Annotated in this window: 11 protein-coding genes; 4 read left to right on the top strand and 7 right to left on the bottom strand. The window is 61.3% G+C overall.

Annotated features, from left to right (window positions below; genetic code table 11):
- Positions 1-27: 27 nt before the first annotated feature.
- The 4 genes from leuD to bioB all read right to left on the bottom strand — a co-directional run bounded on the left by leuD (position 28) and on the right by bioB (position 5,382).
- Positions 28-621 (bottom strand): 3-isopropylmalate dehydratase small subunit, encoded by a 594-nt coding sequence (gene leuD / locus ACZ5B4_RS02215; protein WP_464912811.1) that lies wholly within the window; start codon positions 619-621, stop codon positions 28-30.
- Positions 622-712: 91 nt separating this feature from the next.
- A complete protein-coding gene (gene leuC, locus ACZ5B4_RS02210; RefSeq protein WP_464912810.1) occupies positions 713-2,134 on the bottom strand; it encodes a 3-isopropylmalate dehydratase large subunit in 1,422 nt (473 codons plus the stop codon).
- A 288-nt stretch (positions 2,135-2,422) separates the two neighbouring features.
- A complete protein-coding gene (locus ACZ5B4_RS02205) occupies positions 2,423-4,006 on the bottom strand; it encodes a serine/threonine protein kinase (RefSeq protein ID WP_464912809.1) in 1,584 nt (527 codons plus the stop codon).
- Positions 4,007-4,353: 347 nt separating this feature from the next.
- Positions 4,354-5,382 (bottom strand): biotin synthase BioB, encoded by a 1,029-nt coding sequence (bioB, locus tag ACZ5B4_RS02200; RefSeq protein ID WP_464912808.1) that lies wholly within the window; start codon positions 5,380-5,382, stop codon positions 4,354-4,356.
- A 424-nt stretch (positions 5,383-5,806) separates the two neighbouring features.
- Here bioB and ACZ5B4_RS02195 point away from each other — a divergent pair, with 424 nt between their 5' ends.
- The 4 genes from ACZ5B4_RS02195 (at position 5,807) to ACZ5B4_RS02180 (ending at position 11,661) form a co-directional block, all read left to right on the top strand.
- Positions 5,807-7,126, top strand: a complete 1,320-nt coding sequence (locus tag ACZ5B4_RS02195) for a MotA/TolQ/ExbB proton channel family protein (RefSeq protein WP_464912807.1) — start codon at positions 5,807-5,809, stop codon at positions 7,124-7,126.
- The gene (locus ACZ5B4_RS02190; RefSeq protein WP_464912806.1) at positions 7,123-8,892 is read left to right on the top strand and encodes a hypothetical protein; all 1,770 of its coding nucleotides are present in this window, start codon (positions 7,123-7,125) and stop codon (positions 8,890-8,892) included. Before ACZ5B4_RS02195 ends, ACZ5B4_RS02190 begins: the two co-directional genes overlap by 4 nt.
- 77 nt (positions 8,893-8,969) lie before the next feature.
- Complete coding sequence (locus ACZ5B4_RS02185) at positions 8,970-9,995, top strand: hypothetical protein (protein WP_464912805.1); 1,026 nt, start codon at positions 8,970-8,972, stop codon at positions 9,993-9,995.
- A gap of 334 nt (positions 9,996-10,329) precedes the next feature.
- Entirely contained in the window at positions 10,330-11,661 is a 1,332-nt protein-coding gene (locus tag ACZ5B4_RS02180) for an alkaline phosphatase family protein (RefSeq protein ID WP_464912804.1), read from the top strand.
- Positions 11,662-11,757: 96 nt separating this feature from the next.
- On the opposite strand, the gene ACZ5B4_RS02175 is transcribed toward ACZ5B4_RS02180, so the two are convergent.
- The 3 genes from ACZ5B4_RS02175 to ACZ5B4_RS02165 all read right to left on the bottom strand — a co-directional run bounded on the left by ACZ5B4_RS02175 (position 11,758) and on the right by ACZ5B4_RS02165 (position 16,838).
- Positions 11,758-13,626 carry a B12-binding domain-containing radical SAM protein gene (locus ACZ5B4_RS02175; protein WP_464912803.1) on the bottom strand — a complete coding sequence of 623 codons (1,869 nt, stop codon included), beginning with the start codon at positions 13,624-13,626 and terminating at the stop codon, positions 11,758-11,760.
- 164 nt (positions 13,627-13,790) lie between these two features.
- Entirely contained in the window at positions 13,791-14,831 is a 1,041-nt protein-coding gene (gene hemB, locus ACZ5B4_RS02170) for a porphobilinogen synthase (RefSeq protein ID WP_464912802.1), read from the bottom strand.
- 78 nt (positions 14,832-14,909) lie between these two features.
- The gene (locus tag ACZ5B4_RS02165; protein ID WP_464912801.1) at positions 14,910-16,838 is read right to left on the bottom strand and encodes a right-handed parallel beta-helix repeat-containing protein; all 1,929 of its coding nucleotides are present in this window, start codon (positions 16,836-16,838) and stop codon (positions 14,910-14,912) included.
- Between the last annotated feature and the right edge of the window lie 33 nt (positions 16,839-16,871).

Below are 16,871 nucleotides of genomic sequence, written 5' to 3'. Positions count from 1 at the left end.
CCGGGAAAACAACGCATCCGCGCGGAACTACGCAATGCCCCGGGCCTTCTCGTAGGCGGCGATCTTCTCTTCGTGCTCCAGGGTCAAACCGATGTCGTCGAGCCCTTTCAGCAAGCATTCACGACGGAAGGCGTCGATCTCGAAAGGTGCGCGAAATCCTCGTTCGTCCGCGACAACGCAATGCTCAAGGTCCACCGTGAGGCGATATCCCTCTTCGCCCAGGGTTCGCCGGAAAAGCTCGTCCACGGCATCCTCGGGCAAGCGGACCGGCAGCAGCCCGTTCTTGAGGCTGTTGTTGTAGAAGATGTCGGCGAAGCTGGGGGCGATGATCGCGCGAAATCCATAATCGGCCAAGGCCCAGGGGGCATGCTCGCGGCTCGATCCGCAGCCGAAATTGCGGCGCGCCAAGAGGATCGTCGCCCCGCGATACTTCGGGCGATTGAGGATGAACTCGGGGTTGGGGCTGCCGTCCTCCAAATAGCGCCAATCGAAGAAGAGAAATTCCCCGAATCCGGTTCGTTCAATGCGCTTGAGGAACTGTTTGGGGATGATTTGATCGGTATCGACGTCGGAGCGGTCCAGCGGCACCACGAGTCCCGTATGCTTGACGAACGGCTGCATGAAGAAATCCCTTGAGTTTGGAAAGCGGTAAGCAGGATAGTCCTGGGAGCCTGCCGGGAACCCCGGCCTTAAGCGGTGACGGTGCGGCCTTTCAGCGACCGTCCCAGGCGCGGATGTCCACGAATTTTCCAGCGATGGCGGCCGCCGCGGCCATGGCGGGCGAGACCAAATGGGTGCGACCGCCGCGGCCCTGCCGCCCCTCGAAATTGCGATTGCTGGTCGCGGCGCAGCGCTCTCCCGGCTCAAGCCGATCGGGATTCATGGCCAAGCACATGCTGCAACCCGGCTCGCGCCATTCGAACCCCGCTTCGCGGAAGATGCGATCCAAGCCCTCTTTCTCCGCCATCCGTTTCACGAGGCCGCTGCCGGGTACCACCAACGCCTGGACATGTTTGGCAACCCGCCGACCTTTGGCGACGGCCGCCGCCGCCCGCAGGTCCTCGATCCGACCATTGGTGCATGAGCCGATGAAGACCTTATCCAAGCGAATCTCGCGGATCGGCATCCCGGGCTCCAAGTCCATGTAGCGGAGGGCGTCTTCCGCCGCCTTGCGATCGACCGGATCCTCGAACTGCGAGGGAGACGGCACGACATCGTTCACGCCGACGACCTGGGCCGGATTCGTTCCCCAAGTCACCTGCGGCTGAATGTCCGCCGCCTCGAAAACGACGGTACGATCGTAAACGGCTCCGGGATCGCTGGGCAACTGCCGCCAACGTTCCACGGCTCGATCGAAGGCTTCACCTTGCGGGGCGAAAGGACGCCCGCGGAGATAGCGGAAGGTCGTCTCGTCCGGCGCGATCAGTCCGGCCCTAGCCCCCGCCTCGATCGACATGTTGCAGACGGTCATCCTCTCCTCCATGGAGAGGGAACGAATCGCTTCGCCCGTATATTCCAGACCGTACCCCACTCCGCCGCGCGTGGTGAGTCGACCGATCACGTAGAGAATTAGGTCTTTCGCCGTCACACCGGGTCCCAGTCGGCCGTTGACCCGAACCTCCATCGTCTTGGGCCGGTACTGCAACAGCGTCTGGGTGGCCAGCACGTGCTCGACCTCGCTGGTGCCGATTCCAAACGCCAGCGCCCCGAACGCCCCATGCGTGGCCGTATGGCTATCCCCGCAAACGATCGTCATGCCGGGCTGGGTGAAACCGAGTTCGGGCCCGATCACGTGCACGATCCCTTGGTTTTCATGATTCAAGTCGTACAGCCGGATGCCGAACTCCTCGCAATTGCGCCGCAGCGTGTCGATCTGCTGCTTGGAGATGGGATCGACGATGGGCAGGGACCGGTCGGTGGTCGGTACATTGTGATCGACCGTGGCCACGGTCCGCTCCGGCCGACGGACCTTTCTCCCCGCCAAACGCAATCCTTCGAAGGCCTGCGGGCTGGTGACTTCGTGCACCAAATGCAGGTCGATGTACAGAATGGCCTGCTTGCCCTCCTCGGCGTAAACCAGATGGTCATCCCAAATCTTCTCGAGAATCGTCCGAGGTCGCGAGGCGGAAATCATGATCCGAAACACTTACCCTTATTCGAAATGACCCTGAATAACACGTTCGATCCATCACACCTCAGCCCGCGGCTGCCACCACCCCGCCGGCGATTCACGGTTTCTCGCGGCCCGCGGCCCCCGCCGATTCCGGCTCCGACCAACCCCGACCCTTACGGGATCTCCGGTCGGCAGTGGGTGAAACCTTGATTCTACCTTCCGACCGTCCGACCGGGCAGGATACCGTTTGAGTGCCACAGGGACGCGGCACTGCGAATTGCGGGATCGCACCGCCGGCAAACCGAGGGTTCAATTCGCCGCCGAGCCGACGGCCGGAACACGCTCTTCCGATGGGCTTGGGGGCGGCACATCGCGCGGACGATCGAGCTGCCGGTCTTTCCACCAAGCGGCCGCCCGTTCGCGAGTCCACCGTCCCGCCGCCTCGCAACGGGCGAGCGCTTCGCGCAACTCGCTCGCCGTCTGGAAGCGGTCTTCGGGATTCTTTTCCAAACAGCGGAGTACGATCTGCGTCAAATCCTCCGGCAGATTCGGTCTCAAATCGCGAGGCGAAACCACCTCAGCCTGGATGTGGGAAAGAATCACTCGAATCGGTTTGTCGGATTCGAAGGGCGGCCGGCCCGTCAAAGTGAAGTATGCCACCGCCCCCAACGAGTAAATGTCGCTGCGGGCGTCCAGATCGGTATTGCCCATGGCCTGCTCGGGCGACATGAATAACGGCGAACCCGTAACGGACCCTTCCGCGGTAAGGCTCAAATCCTGCATATCCGCAATCGGTTTGACCAATCCGAAATCCAAGACTTTGACCACATCGAACACGCCGCCTCGCTGCGCGACGAAGATATTGGACGGCTTCAGGTCCCGGTGAATGAATCCCTGCTCGTGAGCCTCTCGAATCGAATCGCATGCCTGGCATAACAGGAAAATGACCCGCTCAGGCGGAAGCGGACCGAACCGGCGAACCAAGGCTCCCAAGTCCAACCCGGGAAGATATTCCATCACGTAGTAAAACACGCCGTCGCCGGTCAGCCCATAGTCGAAGATTTCGATCGTGTTCCAATGGGAAAGCCGTGCCGTGGTGCGGACTTCCCGCTCGAAACGAGCCAAAGTTCGGGGATCCGCCATCCGCTCGGGACGAATCAACTTGACCACGCACGGCCGCTTCAAGAGCACGTGCTCGGCCAAGTAGACCTCGCCCATCCCGCCGCCGCCCAACCGCTCGCGCAGGCGATACTGTCCGAACTGATGGGCCTCGAACGACTCGCGGCGTAGAGATTGAATGGAATCGACTCCCAACACCGCCATCACCCCCGAAACCAGGAACATCAACGGAATCACCGTCATGTGCTCCGTTCGCATTGCGTGCGCAATGTCGGGATGAAACAATCGCCCGGCAACCAGAATCAAGATCGGTACGGCCACCAAGATTCCAATCACCAGGGCCGCCCGCCGGACCGTGTTCGGGATGAACAAGGCGTAGGCGAAGATCAACAGCATCCAGCCGCCGCTGTTGAACTCAAAAAAGCCTCGCTCCTGACAGGAGTGAGCCATGCCGAACCAAGAACCGTAGGCCAAGAACAGGGCGGGAACCGCAAACGCCGCCAATTCCAGGGATCGGATGACGCCGTAATCTCCGTGACATTTCCCCCAGGTGAGCCAAGCCCCGGCTCCGATCAGAAAGATCGTACACAGGACGTGGAACACCAGGTTATAGCGTTCCCAGCCGACATTCGGCTGGAACAGCAGGAATTGCCAGGGGAGAAATACCGCGAATCCTGCGGCGATGATCCAGACGGCCAGCCGCAATCGGCGGTGGAGCGCCTCATGAAGCGCGCACGTCCAGTCCTCGGCCGACCCGGAAACCAAGCGCACCACCGGGCATTTCGGCTCCGCTAGCATCGCGCCGCTTTGCGATGCGGAGTCCCCGCCGGCAGCCGTGCTGTCGCGCGGCGCCATGTCCAGTGTGGGTTCATCACCCGCGGGTATCGAACTCGGTGATCCGGAGGTCATAAGACTTGAAGCAGTACGTGGCTGGCGCGAAACCCTATCCCGATAATTTACGTGAGCCTTTGCCGCCAGGTTCCCCCCGAACCGAGTCCACGGCAGCTCGCCGTCCCCTTTCATTCGACGAACGCCGCCGAATCTTGATAATCCGCCCTCGATTCGGGTTCGGAAGCCGATATTTTTTACAAAGGATACTTAGCGCCGAATTGCCCGTTGTGTCAACTATGAGGGTCCAAGACTACTTTCATACCCAGTGCCTCGATCATCCGGTAATCTTCCTCGGGCGGCTGGCCTTTCGTCGTCAGGTAGTCGCCCACAAAGATCGAGTTAGCGGGAAACAGCCCCAGAGGTTGGAGGGGCCCCAAATGCAGCTCGCGACCGGCGGCAATCCGCAGGTTCGAGGGGGGACTGGCAAAACGCAGGAGCGATAACACCTTTAAACAATAGAGTGGTGAAAGGTCGCCTTGGTTCTCCAAGGGCGTACCGGGAATGGGAATCAAAAAGTTGATTGGAAGCGATTCGGGGCGCAATTCACCCAATTCCAAGGCAAAATCGACCACATCTTCCAGGGATTCTCCCATCCCGATGATGCCACCGCAGCACAGCTCCAGCCCCGCTTCTCTCGCCGCGCGCAGGGTGGCCAGCCGATCCTCGTAGGAGTGCGTGGAGCAGATTCGATCATAAAACTTGCGGCTGGTATTGAGATTGTGGTTGATGCGGTCCACGCCTGCCGCCTTGAAGCGGTTCGCTTGCTCGCGGTTTAGAAGGCCCGGCGAGACGCAAATCTTGATGTTCCATTGCGACTTGATCTCGGAAACCACCTCGCAAATGGCATCCAGTTCTCCCGGCTTGGGCGTGCGACCCGCGATGACGATGCAATACATCGTCGCCTGTCGTTCCACAGCCGCCTGAGCACCCCGCAAGAGTTCTTCTCGATTGACCAGCGGATACCTAGTGATTTCCGCGGAGGATATCCGCGACTGTGAGCAATAGGCGCAATCCTCCGGGCAAATCCCGCTCTTGGCATTGATCAGCAAATTGAGCCGCACCAAATTACCGTGATGACGCAGCCTAACACGGTACGCGGCTGCCAAGATGTCCAAGATCTCTTCGTCCGGCGCCTGAAGGACGGCCAACCCCTCTTGACGCGTTATTTTGCCCCCCTCAAGGACTCTATCCGCAATCTCTCGCCAATGGGACGGAGAATCCAGCCGTTGCCCGATCAAGAGCGCGTCGGTCGTAGTCATGATTCAAAATCCAAGTCGTGGTTCAGGGTGCAATATGTTCGTATTGTACGCGAATCGACTAAAACGACCAACGGGCTCAGGAGATAGGAACGCAGATACCGCAAACACTGCGCGGCCGTCATCGGAAAGCACTGCGTCTCTCCGTCATCCAAAAGCGGTGCCGCTGCACCGCCGACTACCGGGAATGCAGCGGCCACAGGTGATCCACCGCAAGAGCCTGTCCGCTGCCGAACTCCATTGACGTCCGAGACCGGTTTCTGGTATCTACCCGTTCCTGATTCACCTCAGAGTGCGCTGCGGAATCCCCTTCCCATTTGGACCAGGATTCCGTGCCGCCCCGAACGGCCCATCCCCCGGTCGAGGTGACGGCTTTGCCGGATCGGCCGCGATTTCCTTGGCCCCGTGCGATTGAATATCACGTTCCATGACAACGAAACCACTGACCCACCCAACTCCCAAGAACTTTGGCAAATCGATACTCGCCTCGCCCTTAATTTGGGGTACGGCAGCCTATCTTTTTTTCCAATGGCTCCTGACTACCAATTTGCCGGGAATCGAGTTTCTTCGCCGCTACACCGCCAGTCATCCCATTGAGCATGTCGAGACCTACTTGTTCTTCTTCGGCCTGACGTGGTTGGGCATCCGCTTTCTCAACATCACCGCCCAGCGGCAACGACTTTCGCGATTGCGATTGCCGAAGCGTGCCGCATCCGATGACATCCGGCAAGAGGCTCGGGCTGCACTGGAATACCTTGGGCGGCTCCCGCCGGTCTTCCATGCCGACACCGCGGTCCAGCGTTGGAAACAGGTGCTTCAAATCGTTCTGAGCGGCGATGATGCGCCCGAAGAACGCCTGGTCATGCTGAGCGAGCAGGACTCGCAGCGGCGGTACGCCGACTACGCCCTCCTCCGGTTGATTGTCTGGGCCGTACCCATTCTCGGCTTTTTGGGGACGGTGGTCGGCATCGCGCTGGCCCTCGGGAACCTGTCCCCCAGCGACCTGGAAAAAACGCTCCCGGTCGTCATGTCCGGGCTGACGGTGGCTTTCGACACGACGGCCTTGGCATTGAGCTTGTCCATGATCTTGATGCTGGCCCAATTCCTGGTGCAACGGTGGGAGGACGGCCTGCTCGATCGCATCACGCGCCGGACCGAAAACGAAATCCTGCACCGATTCACGGGTAAGAAGGCGGCCGGCCGCGGAGCCGACGCCCTCCAGGCCGCGCTTTCTCATTGGAGCGACGCAGCCGCGGATTGGGTCCGGCTTTCCGTCCAAGCCTGGGAACAAAGCCTGCAACGCGTGGAGAAGGGCTGGCACGACGAAGTCCGCCATACCGCCGAGTCTTTCGGCAACCGTCTGACCGAAGCCTTGGAGGCCGGCCTCCGCGGTTTCGCGCGGGAATTGGCCGAAGTCCAAAATGCAAGCTCGGCGGAACGGCGGGAGGAAGAACGCCGAAGGGAATCCGTAATCGCCGCACAACTGAACAAGCTCGAAGATCTGACCCTTCGTTTGAAAGAGCAGACGGAGGCTTGGATTTCGTTGTCCGAGAGCGGAGCGGATCTGCGAAAGCTGGAAGATGCTTTGCACCGGAACCTGACGGCGGTGGCGTCGGCCAAGCATTTTGAACAGGCCTTGACCACCCTGGCCGCGGCTGCCAGCCTGTTGAGCGCGCATTTGCAGCGAGAGTCCGCCGAAGAGGCCTTTCGATCGGGTGTCATCCGTCCCGCAAGCGAGGCCGCATGACGCGACGCCCCTTCGTCCATACCGTTCCTGGGCGGGAGGGCAATCCGATTTCGCTCTTCCCGTTCTTGGCCGTGCTCATTTGCACGATGGGCACGCTCATTCTGCTATTGGTCGTTTTGGTCCGCCAAGTAAGACTTCAGGTCGAGCATCGGCAAGCCTCGCAGGAAACGGCGTCCGAACTCCCCTCCCCGGAAGACTTGGCGCGACTCCGCGAAGATCTAACCTGGCAGCAGGAACAAATACGAGCGGCGCGCCGGGCCACCCAAGAGCAATTAAACGTCGCCCGGGCCTTGCTCGGACACAGCGAAGAGTCGATTCGCCGCTTGCGCGCAGAGTTGGCCACGCTTCAGGACAGGCTGCAATCCCTGGAACATTCCGACCCCGAAGCGAACGCGGAAACGCTTCAGGAGCAACTCCGCGCCGCGGAACGAGAGGTTGCCGCGTTGGAGCGACAACTAGCGGAACGCGGCCGGCCGGCTTCCCAAACGGTGTCTTATGCGGTGGTCCCCTATTTGGGAAAACACGGTACCGCGCGTCGCCCGATTTATCTCGAATGCCGCGGCGAGGCGATCATCATGCAGCCGGAGGGGATCGAGTTCGTGCTGTCCGATTTCCTCGGTTCGCTGGGGCCGGGAAACCCCCTCGACGCCGCACTCCGCGCAGCCCGCGAATTCCTCGTGCGATCCGGACAAATCGATCCTGTGCGAGAGGGTGATACCTACCCCTTGCTGCTGGTCCGCCCGGACGGGATCGAAGCCTTTTACGCCGCCCGCGCCGCGTTGACCTCTTGGGGCACCGAATTCGGCTACGAATTGATCGAAGCGGATTGGACGCTCGTATACCCTCCGCCCCAACCGCAATTGGCCGCCGCGGTTCGTGAGGCCGTTCAAACCGCCCGGGAACGTCAAGAATTCCTGGCCCGGGCGGCTCCCGGGCGTTACGGAAGGAGCGTTCCCAAATACCGACTATCTCCCTACGTCGACGGCGCCGTGCGCGAGAGCGACGGAAGTGACGACGAGACCGCATCCGTCCGGAGTTCCGGCGGTTCACCCGGTTTCGCCTCCTTGACGGACATGGAGGACGGTAGCGCCGGCAATGCCGCCCTTCTTGACGCCGGCACCGCCCCCGGCCCGACCACGGCAACGCCCCATCCGGCGGTCGGTGATAATCTCGGCGGAATCCCCGACGATGCCGCCGACCAATCCCTCCGCAATGCCGGAAGCCCCGAAAACCTCGGCGGCGGCCCAAAACCCGGCACCGGGAATCAGGACGCCTTCCTTTCTCAGCAGCGGAAACCGGCTTTCGGCGTCGGCGACGGAATCCGGAGCGGCCGCCCACCATCGGAAAACTACACCGTACCGTCCGACGGACGGCTCGGGCGGCCCGGCAGCGACGAGTCCGACGTCCGCCCCTTGGCGGACCGTCGCGGCGCCGGTTGGGCCGTTCCCGAGCACGAACGCGGGGCCATTCCCGTCACTCGTCCCATCCGAGTCGAGTGCTACCCCGATCGCATCGTGCTGGTGCCGGAAAAAGGGCTGGATCAGACCAAGGTCTTTACCTTCGAAGAGGGGTTGGAGTCGGCCGTCGATCGCCTGATTGAGAATGTCAACGAATACATGAGGTCTTGGGGAATCGCCGGAAACGGGATGTACTGGCGGCCCGTCTTGACCGTTCGAGCGGCTCCCGATGCCGAACCGGTCTTCCGTCGGTTGCAAATCCTTTTGCAAGACAGCGGTTTGGAGATCGAGCCGGCCGGGAATCGTTAATACTTGACGTCGGGCTGCGGGTACCGCCGCTCGCACGATTGGGAGCGCGTCGATCGCGATGGCCGAGGAACCCACGCATGCACGATCTTCAACCAGAGCACGAACTCACCGCCGGTTACGACTCCTTCCTGGACATCGTGACGAACATCGTCGGCATTTTGATCATCTTGGTGATGGTCGTGGGCGTCCGCGCGTCCAAGCTCCCGCCGGCCTCGCCTCAAATCGAAAACGTGCCGGAGCAATATGCTCAAGAATGGGAGGAGCTTCGTCGCCGGAAAGACCTTGTGGAATCGCTGCGGACGGACGTGCTGCGGCTTCATGAGACCATGCGGCAGGTGGAACTCGATCGGGCGGCGCGAGAGTTCGAACGCCGGAATCTGGCCGGCTTGGTCGCCCAGCTCGGCAAAGCGATTCAGGAACGCGCGGCCCAAGTCTCCGACCGAGAACAGGAGCGGATCGCCCTGCAGGGCAGGCTGGCCGAGTCCCGAAATCGGGCCGACCAATTGCGCCGTGAGCTGGAGGCAAGTGCGAGCATCGACACTGACCGTGTAGTAACCCTGGTCAACTACCCGACCCCGCTCAGCGTTCCCGCCGACGGGGAAGAGTTGCATTTTCAAATCCGCAACGGCCGCGTAGCCTACATCCCCCTAGAACGACTGCTCAAAGAACTCGTCGGCGACGCCAGGCAAAAGATTTACCGCCTCCTGGAGGTGCCGGAGGTATCCGGCACGGTCGGACCGCTCGGCGGTTATCGCTTGCAATACGTTCTGGTACGGCGCAATGTCCAGATCGAGGACCGCACGGGCGAGGGCGTCAACGGGGCCATGGTGCAGCTCAAGCGATGGGTCTTGCAACCGATCGCCGACATCGGCGACCCGACCGATAAGGTCCTCGACGAGACATCGGAATTTCGGAGACGTCTGGCCGGCTATCACCCGGAGAAAACCATCGTCACGATCTGGTGCTATCCGGACGGCTTTGCGGATTTTCGCCGACTTCGCGATTTCCTCCATCAGCAAGGCTTTAGCGTGGCGGGCCGTCCTCTCCCCAATGGGTATCCGATCACGGGTTCTCCCGGCGGCTCCAAATCCGCGGCACAATGACGACGCCGCTGCCGCATGATGCCCGGCGGCGAGTCCGCCTTCTAAACGCTCTGCGTGCGCCGTGCCCGATTAGCGCATTCATGTATAAAGAGCGGCAATCCTTCGCTCGCAATCGGTCGTGATTTTCGGCCGCGCGTATCCCGCGAGCACGATGCAATCCTTTCTCCCATGTTGGATCGGCCGGAGAAAAGCTCCCTCTCGTTTGAGGGATCGCATGATGACTTTTCCGTTTGTCGTTTCTGAGAAGCGTTCTCATGTCCAATCACCGCGAATGGGACTCCGGCGGTCGAAGTGACGGTGAGTCCCCCAAGAGTCTTTCTATCGGGAGGCTACGATGAGACGGCTGACTTGTTGGCTTGCGACGTTGACACTCTTCTTCGCCCTGCCTTGCGCGGGCATGGAGCAGGGACGGGACGCCCCGCCTCGCAACATCATCCTGATCGGCTGGGACGGCGCACAACGTGCCCATGTGCAAGAGTGCCTACAGCGGGGTGAATTGCCGACGCTGAAGGCGATCAGCGAGGAAGGCACGCTCGTGGACATTGACGTCATCACCGGCGCTACCGATACCAAGGCAGGTTGGACGCAGATTCTGACCGGCTATCACCCTGAGGTCACCGGTGTCTACAGCAACAGCCGATTCCGCGACGTCCCCCAAGGGCTGAGCGTCTTCGAGCGGCTGAAAGCCCAATTCGGCTCCGACTTCGTATGCGCCGCCGTGATCGGCAAGAGGGACCACTGCGGCGAAATCCGCGAACCCTTCAAACGCAAGCTGACCGACGAGGAGGCCGCTCGGATTCAGCAGCAATTGCAACAGCAGCAGGAACGCCGACAGCGGCAAGGGACGCAAAACGCCCAAGCAAACCAGTCGTCGGATGCACCGCGCGGACAGCGGGGGGGCCAAGCACGTACAGGCAACGGTCGCGGCGCGGCCGCGGGGCAACCCGCCCAACCGGGAGCCGGTCGGCAAGTCGTCGGCCGGATCGTCGAGGAGGACGGTGAGAAGTACCTCGTGTTCGAAGGCTCACCGTACTACACCATGCATCACGCTTGCGACGTTTGGCAGTACGGCCTGATGGAAGACGAAAAGGTCGGCATGTCGGCCCTGGAATTGCTGGAAAAGTACAAGGACCGTCCTTTCTTCTTCTTCGTTCATTTCGCGTCCGTGGACCATAACGGCCACCGCTTCGGCGAGAACTCCAAGGAATACAACGACGCACTCATTTCCAACGATGAGTGGACCGGAAGGATCATCGCAAAACTGAAAGAGCTGGGCCTCTACGACCAAACGTTGGTCTATGTGACGGCCGATCATGGGTTCGACGAAGGCGCAACCCGTCACAGTTACGCGCCCTACGTCTTCCTAGGCACCAACGATCCCTTGGTTCAACGGGAGGGCATGCGACAGGATATCGCCCCGACCATCCTGGCCCGATTCGGAATCGACCTCAGCAAGCTGCAACCACCCCTGGACGGCGAGCCGCTGACGCAGCCGGCGACCAAGCCTGTACGAAGGGCGCCGGAGACGAAACCCGCGGTCGAGGGACCGAAAGCCCGGAATAAGCCCGGCTCGCCCGCCTCCGCCGGTAAACCCGAGCGGCCCCGACAGGGGAACGAAAAGCCTCGCAAAGCGGGCAAGGCCGCCGTTCCATCCGCCGCCAATTGATGCCCGATGCCGCGCGGCGGCCATGTTCGCGTCAAACCGTAACGGGGCGGCCGTGGATCTGATTCGGGATCCGCGGCCGCCGAGGTTCCTCGGACGTCACTGCATGGGGCTTGTCTCAGGCACGACGAAGTCGATTCCGGGAAGTCTTCGACGCAACCCTTCCACCCGCTCACCCAGCGAGTGCGGCGCCGAAACGATGATGCGTTTGGCCCCCGTTCTGCCGGGCTTCGGTTGAAGACTGAAATACCAGTCGAGATAGCTGAGCGGACGGCGATAACACGCCTCCAAGAGCGACTCCAGATCCCGTTTCCGCGGCAGGTCCGCTCCCTCGCCGAGTTCGATCACGATCCACAAGGTGATGTGGGGATTGTGATCGAGGACGTGTTCGACCCAGCCGCGCATGGCAGCGCCGTGCCGAGAGAAATCCCGGGAAACCAATCGCAGAATGTGCGCCAGGCCGACCTCCTCGGGCGATGGCTTCCGCGGAGAAGCATCCAAATCGACCACCCACTGCGTTCCCGCAAGGGGCGTGGGGCCGGAAGATGCCGAAGCCCCCCACGACCGCCCCGGGACTTCGGGAAGGGGATCGAATTCCGTATCGAACAGCGATTCGGCCTCCTGCATCAAATCGCCGATTTCGTCGCTCGACAAGGTCGGCGTGCGGAGAACGTGGTACGGCGGATGGGGTTGAAACTCCAGCCCCAATTCGCGGTAACGACGCCGAAAATCCGTCCCGGGAAGCACCGCCAGCCGGAAGACTTGGATTTCGGTGAAAAGTCCGGAATTCGCCAGGTAATCCAAACCGCGACGCACGGTTTCCGCGGTGTCTCCCGGCAGTCCGACGATCAAATCCACGCGTGCCCGAATGCCTGCATCCAGCAGCGCCCGAACACCGCGTTCGAATGCGGGCAGGTTGACGGTGCGATGCATCAAGGCCTGGGCCGTTCGATCGATCGATTGCAGGCCCAGTTCGACCTCCGCGAAGCCGGCTTCGGCCATGAGCCGGGCATGTTCCGCTCGAATCCCCTCCGCTCGCAGTTCCGCCGAATACGTGAAGGTGCGATCGGCGTTACCCGCCGCCAACAGCTTCAAGAACTCCGTGAAGTCTCGCCGCTGATTCAGCGTGGGATCCAGAAGAAAGACTTCTGATACGCCGGACCGTCGGGCAAGGGCGAGATTCGCCGCCGCCAAATCGTCATCCATATACGCCAGGCGATCGAAGCTCTTGGGATAGAAACAAAAGCCGCACTTGAAGATGCAGCCGCGGATCGTCTCCAAAAACAGGCTGTCGTACGGTGCGGGGTCGAGGATTCCCTCCAGGTAGACGCGACCGACATCGTTCAAATGGGCCAGTTGTCGCCGCGCCGGCGGGATCGCCCGATTTCTTCCGTTCCAAAGTCCCGCGATCGCCGGGGTCGAGTTGGGATCGCCGCCCGTCTCAGTCAGAAACCGGAGCAATTCGGCGAACGTTTGCTCGCCCTCTCCCATGACTGCGTAATCGACGGCCGGATGCTCCAAGACCCAGGCGTTGTCCGCGGTGATTTCAGGCCCGCCCAGGACCACGAGAACCTGCGGCATCCGACGCTTGACCTGCTCCGCCAAGTAAAGGGACCTTTCGACATTCCAGAGGTAGCACGAAAGGCCCAGCACGTCCGGACGCCGGTCCGTTATTTCGCGCAGGAGGGCAGCATCCCCTCGACCGTCGGCCAAAGACGCGGGAAGAATCTCGATGTCCGCTGCGATATTCTCGACGCGCTGCGCGTAAAACTTCAAATAGGCCGCGGCCAAGGGCACATTGCCTCGCACGGTCTCCGGCCCGAAGGGAGGGATCGGTAGTTGCAGCAACAGCACTTTCACAACAGCAATCGGTTCATGCCAAGCCGTCTTCACCCGGCCCAAAACCACGCGCGACGCCTTGCCGGGCGGGCGTCCCAATTCGGACCGGCCCGCCAAATCATCGCACATCCCATCCGCGACGGAGGTCGAAAGTTGCGTCCCGCCGCTCTTTTCCAAAGTATACCCGGGGGGACAAGCTCCGGAGGTCGGCGTAACCCGGCGGGAAAGGCGAGTTCCAAACGGAACTTCTCCGATGCGCATGCGGCACGCGGATGCGTCCGGGGATCATTCCATCAAGAAAACCAACGGGCGGCCTCTTTGGCCCAATAGGTAATGATGATATCGGCTCCGGCTCGATGAATGGAGGTCAGAATCTCGCGAATCATCGCCGGGCCGTCGATCCATCCCGCCGCGGCGGCGGCCATGACCATGCTGTATTCGCCGGAGACGTTATAGGCCGCCAACGGCACGCCGGGAAACCTATCGCGAACCTGACGGATGACGTCCAAATAGGCCAACGCGGGTTTGACCATCACAATGTCGGCTCCCTCCTCCAAGTCCAACGCAACCTCGCGAAGGGCTTGCTCCGCGGCCGCCGCGGGATCCATTTGGTAACTCCGCCGATCCCCGAACCGCGGAGCGCTCTCCGCGGCATCTCGGAAGGGACCGTAAAACGGCCCCGCATACTTCGCGGAATAACTCATGATGGGCACATGGACGAAACCGGCAGCATCCAGCGCTCGGCGGATCGCCGCCACCATTCCGTCCATCATGCCGCTCGGTGCAATCACATCCGCGCCGGCCCGGGCATGGAGCACCGCCTGCCGCCCGAGAAGCTCCAAGGTGGCGTCGTTATCGACCGTGGGCTGCGCTCCTGCATGCCCCAATCGCCCGCAATGCCCATGATCCGTGTATTCGCAAAAACACAAGTCCGTGACCGTGAGCAAGTCCGGCACCGTCTGTTTGACGCGGCGAACCGCCCGGCAAATCACGCCGTTTTCGTCAAGCGCGTCGCACCCCGAATCATCCTTCCGACTCGGGATACCGAAGAGGAGGACGCCCCCCAGACCCAATTCCTCGGCCTCTTGGGCTTCTTCCACTAGATGCTCCGGCGACAACTGGAATTGGCCGGGCATGGAGTCGATCGGCTTCTTCTCCCCGCCTCTGTCGTGGACGAAGAGCGGCTGAATCCAGTGTGCCGGGTCGAGCCGAACGGTTTGCACCAGGCGTCGCACCCCCGGATGGTAGCGGAGCCGCCGCATTCTAACGGTCGGGAATCGCCCTAGAAAAGCTGGTTCACGCGGCGGATGTCCGCTATCATCGTCGAGGAACATACGCTCATTCCTTATCAAAGATGACGCAAGCCCCGGGACCACTTTCATCGCACACGGCGGCTTGGCGGCCCCGATCCGTTAACGAGTTTTCGGCCACAATCGCATCTTGGCGGGCCAGGTCCCGCGAAAGGCGAACGGTCCCGGCATGGGGCGCTCCGCATCACGCGCGTCCCCGAAATAATCCGTCGTCACGGCCAACGCCGAGCCGTCCGCGGCATCGTACGGAGCCTTGGCAATCGCCGAGACGCCTAAACGTTCGCTGTTCACCACGCGAGACTCGGAGCCTGCAAACTTGGGAGAATAACGGAATTCCAAGTAGATACCGTCTTCCTCCAGGGCGATGCGGAAACCGGGATCGAAGTCGGCCTCCCAAATCGCCGACTCTTCTTGCGGAAAAGGGTTCGCCCCGTGCCAATAGACGTTACCTTCCGCCGAATTCGGCAGCGGTGCCTCGGCATAGTGCGCCAACCCGTGCTGCGGCGCGGACTTCTCGTCCACGGCGTCCGTCGGCCCCACGAAAATGTTGTTCAAAAAGCGATTGTCGCCGTTTTGGGTAAACGCCAAGCCCGCGATTTCCGTCGAGTGCGGTTTGAAGTAGGGGGTGTCTCGCCGCGGCTCTGGCCGGAGGGTGAGCCGGCCGGCCCAAACATTATGCACGTACGCACCTCCTTCGGACATGTCCAACAGGGCCGTGGGCGAAAGGAATAGGTTGTTGTCCACCACGAACGGTCCGTGATTGACTTCCACAAAAAGATCCATCTGCACGTTCGCGAAAAAGAGATTCCCGCTCACCCGGGTCCCCTGCGTCATCCAGTCGAGCCAAAGCCCTTTTTGCGAATGGTGCAGGCAATTGCCGCGAATCACCGTATCAACGGCGCCGTGGAACTTGATGGCCGCGATTTCCGCCCCGCCGAATTGACGTTTGACCCAAATATTGTAGATATGGTTGCCGCTGACCTCGCTGAAGGCGCAGCCCATGCTCCCGCAGATGCCCGCCTGCTCGCAATCGTGAATGACATTGTTCCGCACTACATGCGACCCGATGCGATCCTTGTTCCAACCGTTCTCGACGGCCCGCAGGACGACCTCGTTATATACCACGTGCCCCGGTTTCTGAGGCTCGGCCAACCATGCATTGTGGCCGCTTGCGCGATCCTTCCCCAAGGTGATTGCCGTGCATTTGGAGTGACTAATGACGTTGTCCTCGATGATCCAGCCTTTGCTCCAAAAGGTGCCGATCAGGCCGATTTGCTCCGCGGTCGGCGCCGCCCATTGCGTAGCCGCCCGGCTCATGCGAAATCCTCGTATCGTGATGTAGTCGATTCCCGTTCGCGTCGGATAAAAACAAGCCGGCCGGACGTTGATCTCGACGGTCTCTCGGTTGGGATCGAATGCGTGAAACTGGGCGTAGATCACGGTCTCTTGCTCGCCGACCTCGGCATACCACTGGTACGTGGATGCGTCGGCGTCCACAGCCCCGGACAGAGGCTGAGGCTGCCGCAACGCTTCCAGGGAAGTCACTTCGAAGAGCGACCTGCCGTTCAGGTAAACCTCACCCGTGTGATGGACCCGGCCGCGATCGGAAAACCAGTCGCCTTCGATCTTGTCCGCATAGGGGTTGTAGTCGCCGAAAAATGCGTTGGGCAAAACCGCCTTCCAAACGCCGTCGCCCTCGGGAATCCAGCCTTTAACAATCTCCGAACCTTTAATCCACACCTCTTCGTGGGGTGCGGCCCGATACACGATCCGCATCTCGTCCGACGTTCCCCCGCGCGGAGGCCGGATCCACTCGCGGTAGGTTCCCGTGTGAACTGTGATCACGTCGCCGGGTTGGGCCATCTCGGCGGCGGCCGAAATCGTCCGCAGGGGTTGCTCCACCGTGCCGGGAAACGCATCATCGCCGTTCACGGCCACATGGTACTCCCGAGCGACGGCCGTGCCCGTCATAACCCAAGCCGCAAAGACCGTTGCCACGGCAATCGAAAGCAAGAGGCGGCGTGAATTCATTGCCTGGTAGCTCCTCAAACAAATGCGGCAAAA

The organism is Thermogutta hypogea, assembly GCF_055386265.1.
The sequence above is the reverse complement of the archived record's forward strand: the minus strand, read 5'-3'. Positions and strand labels throughout refer to the sequence as shown.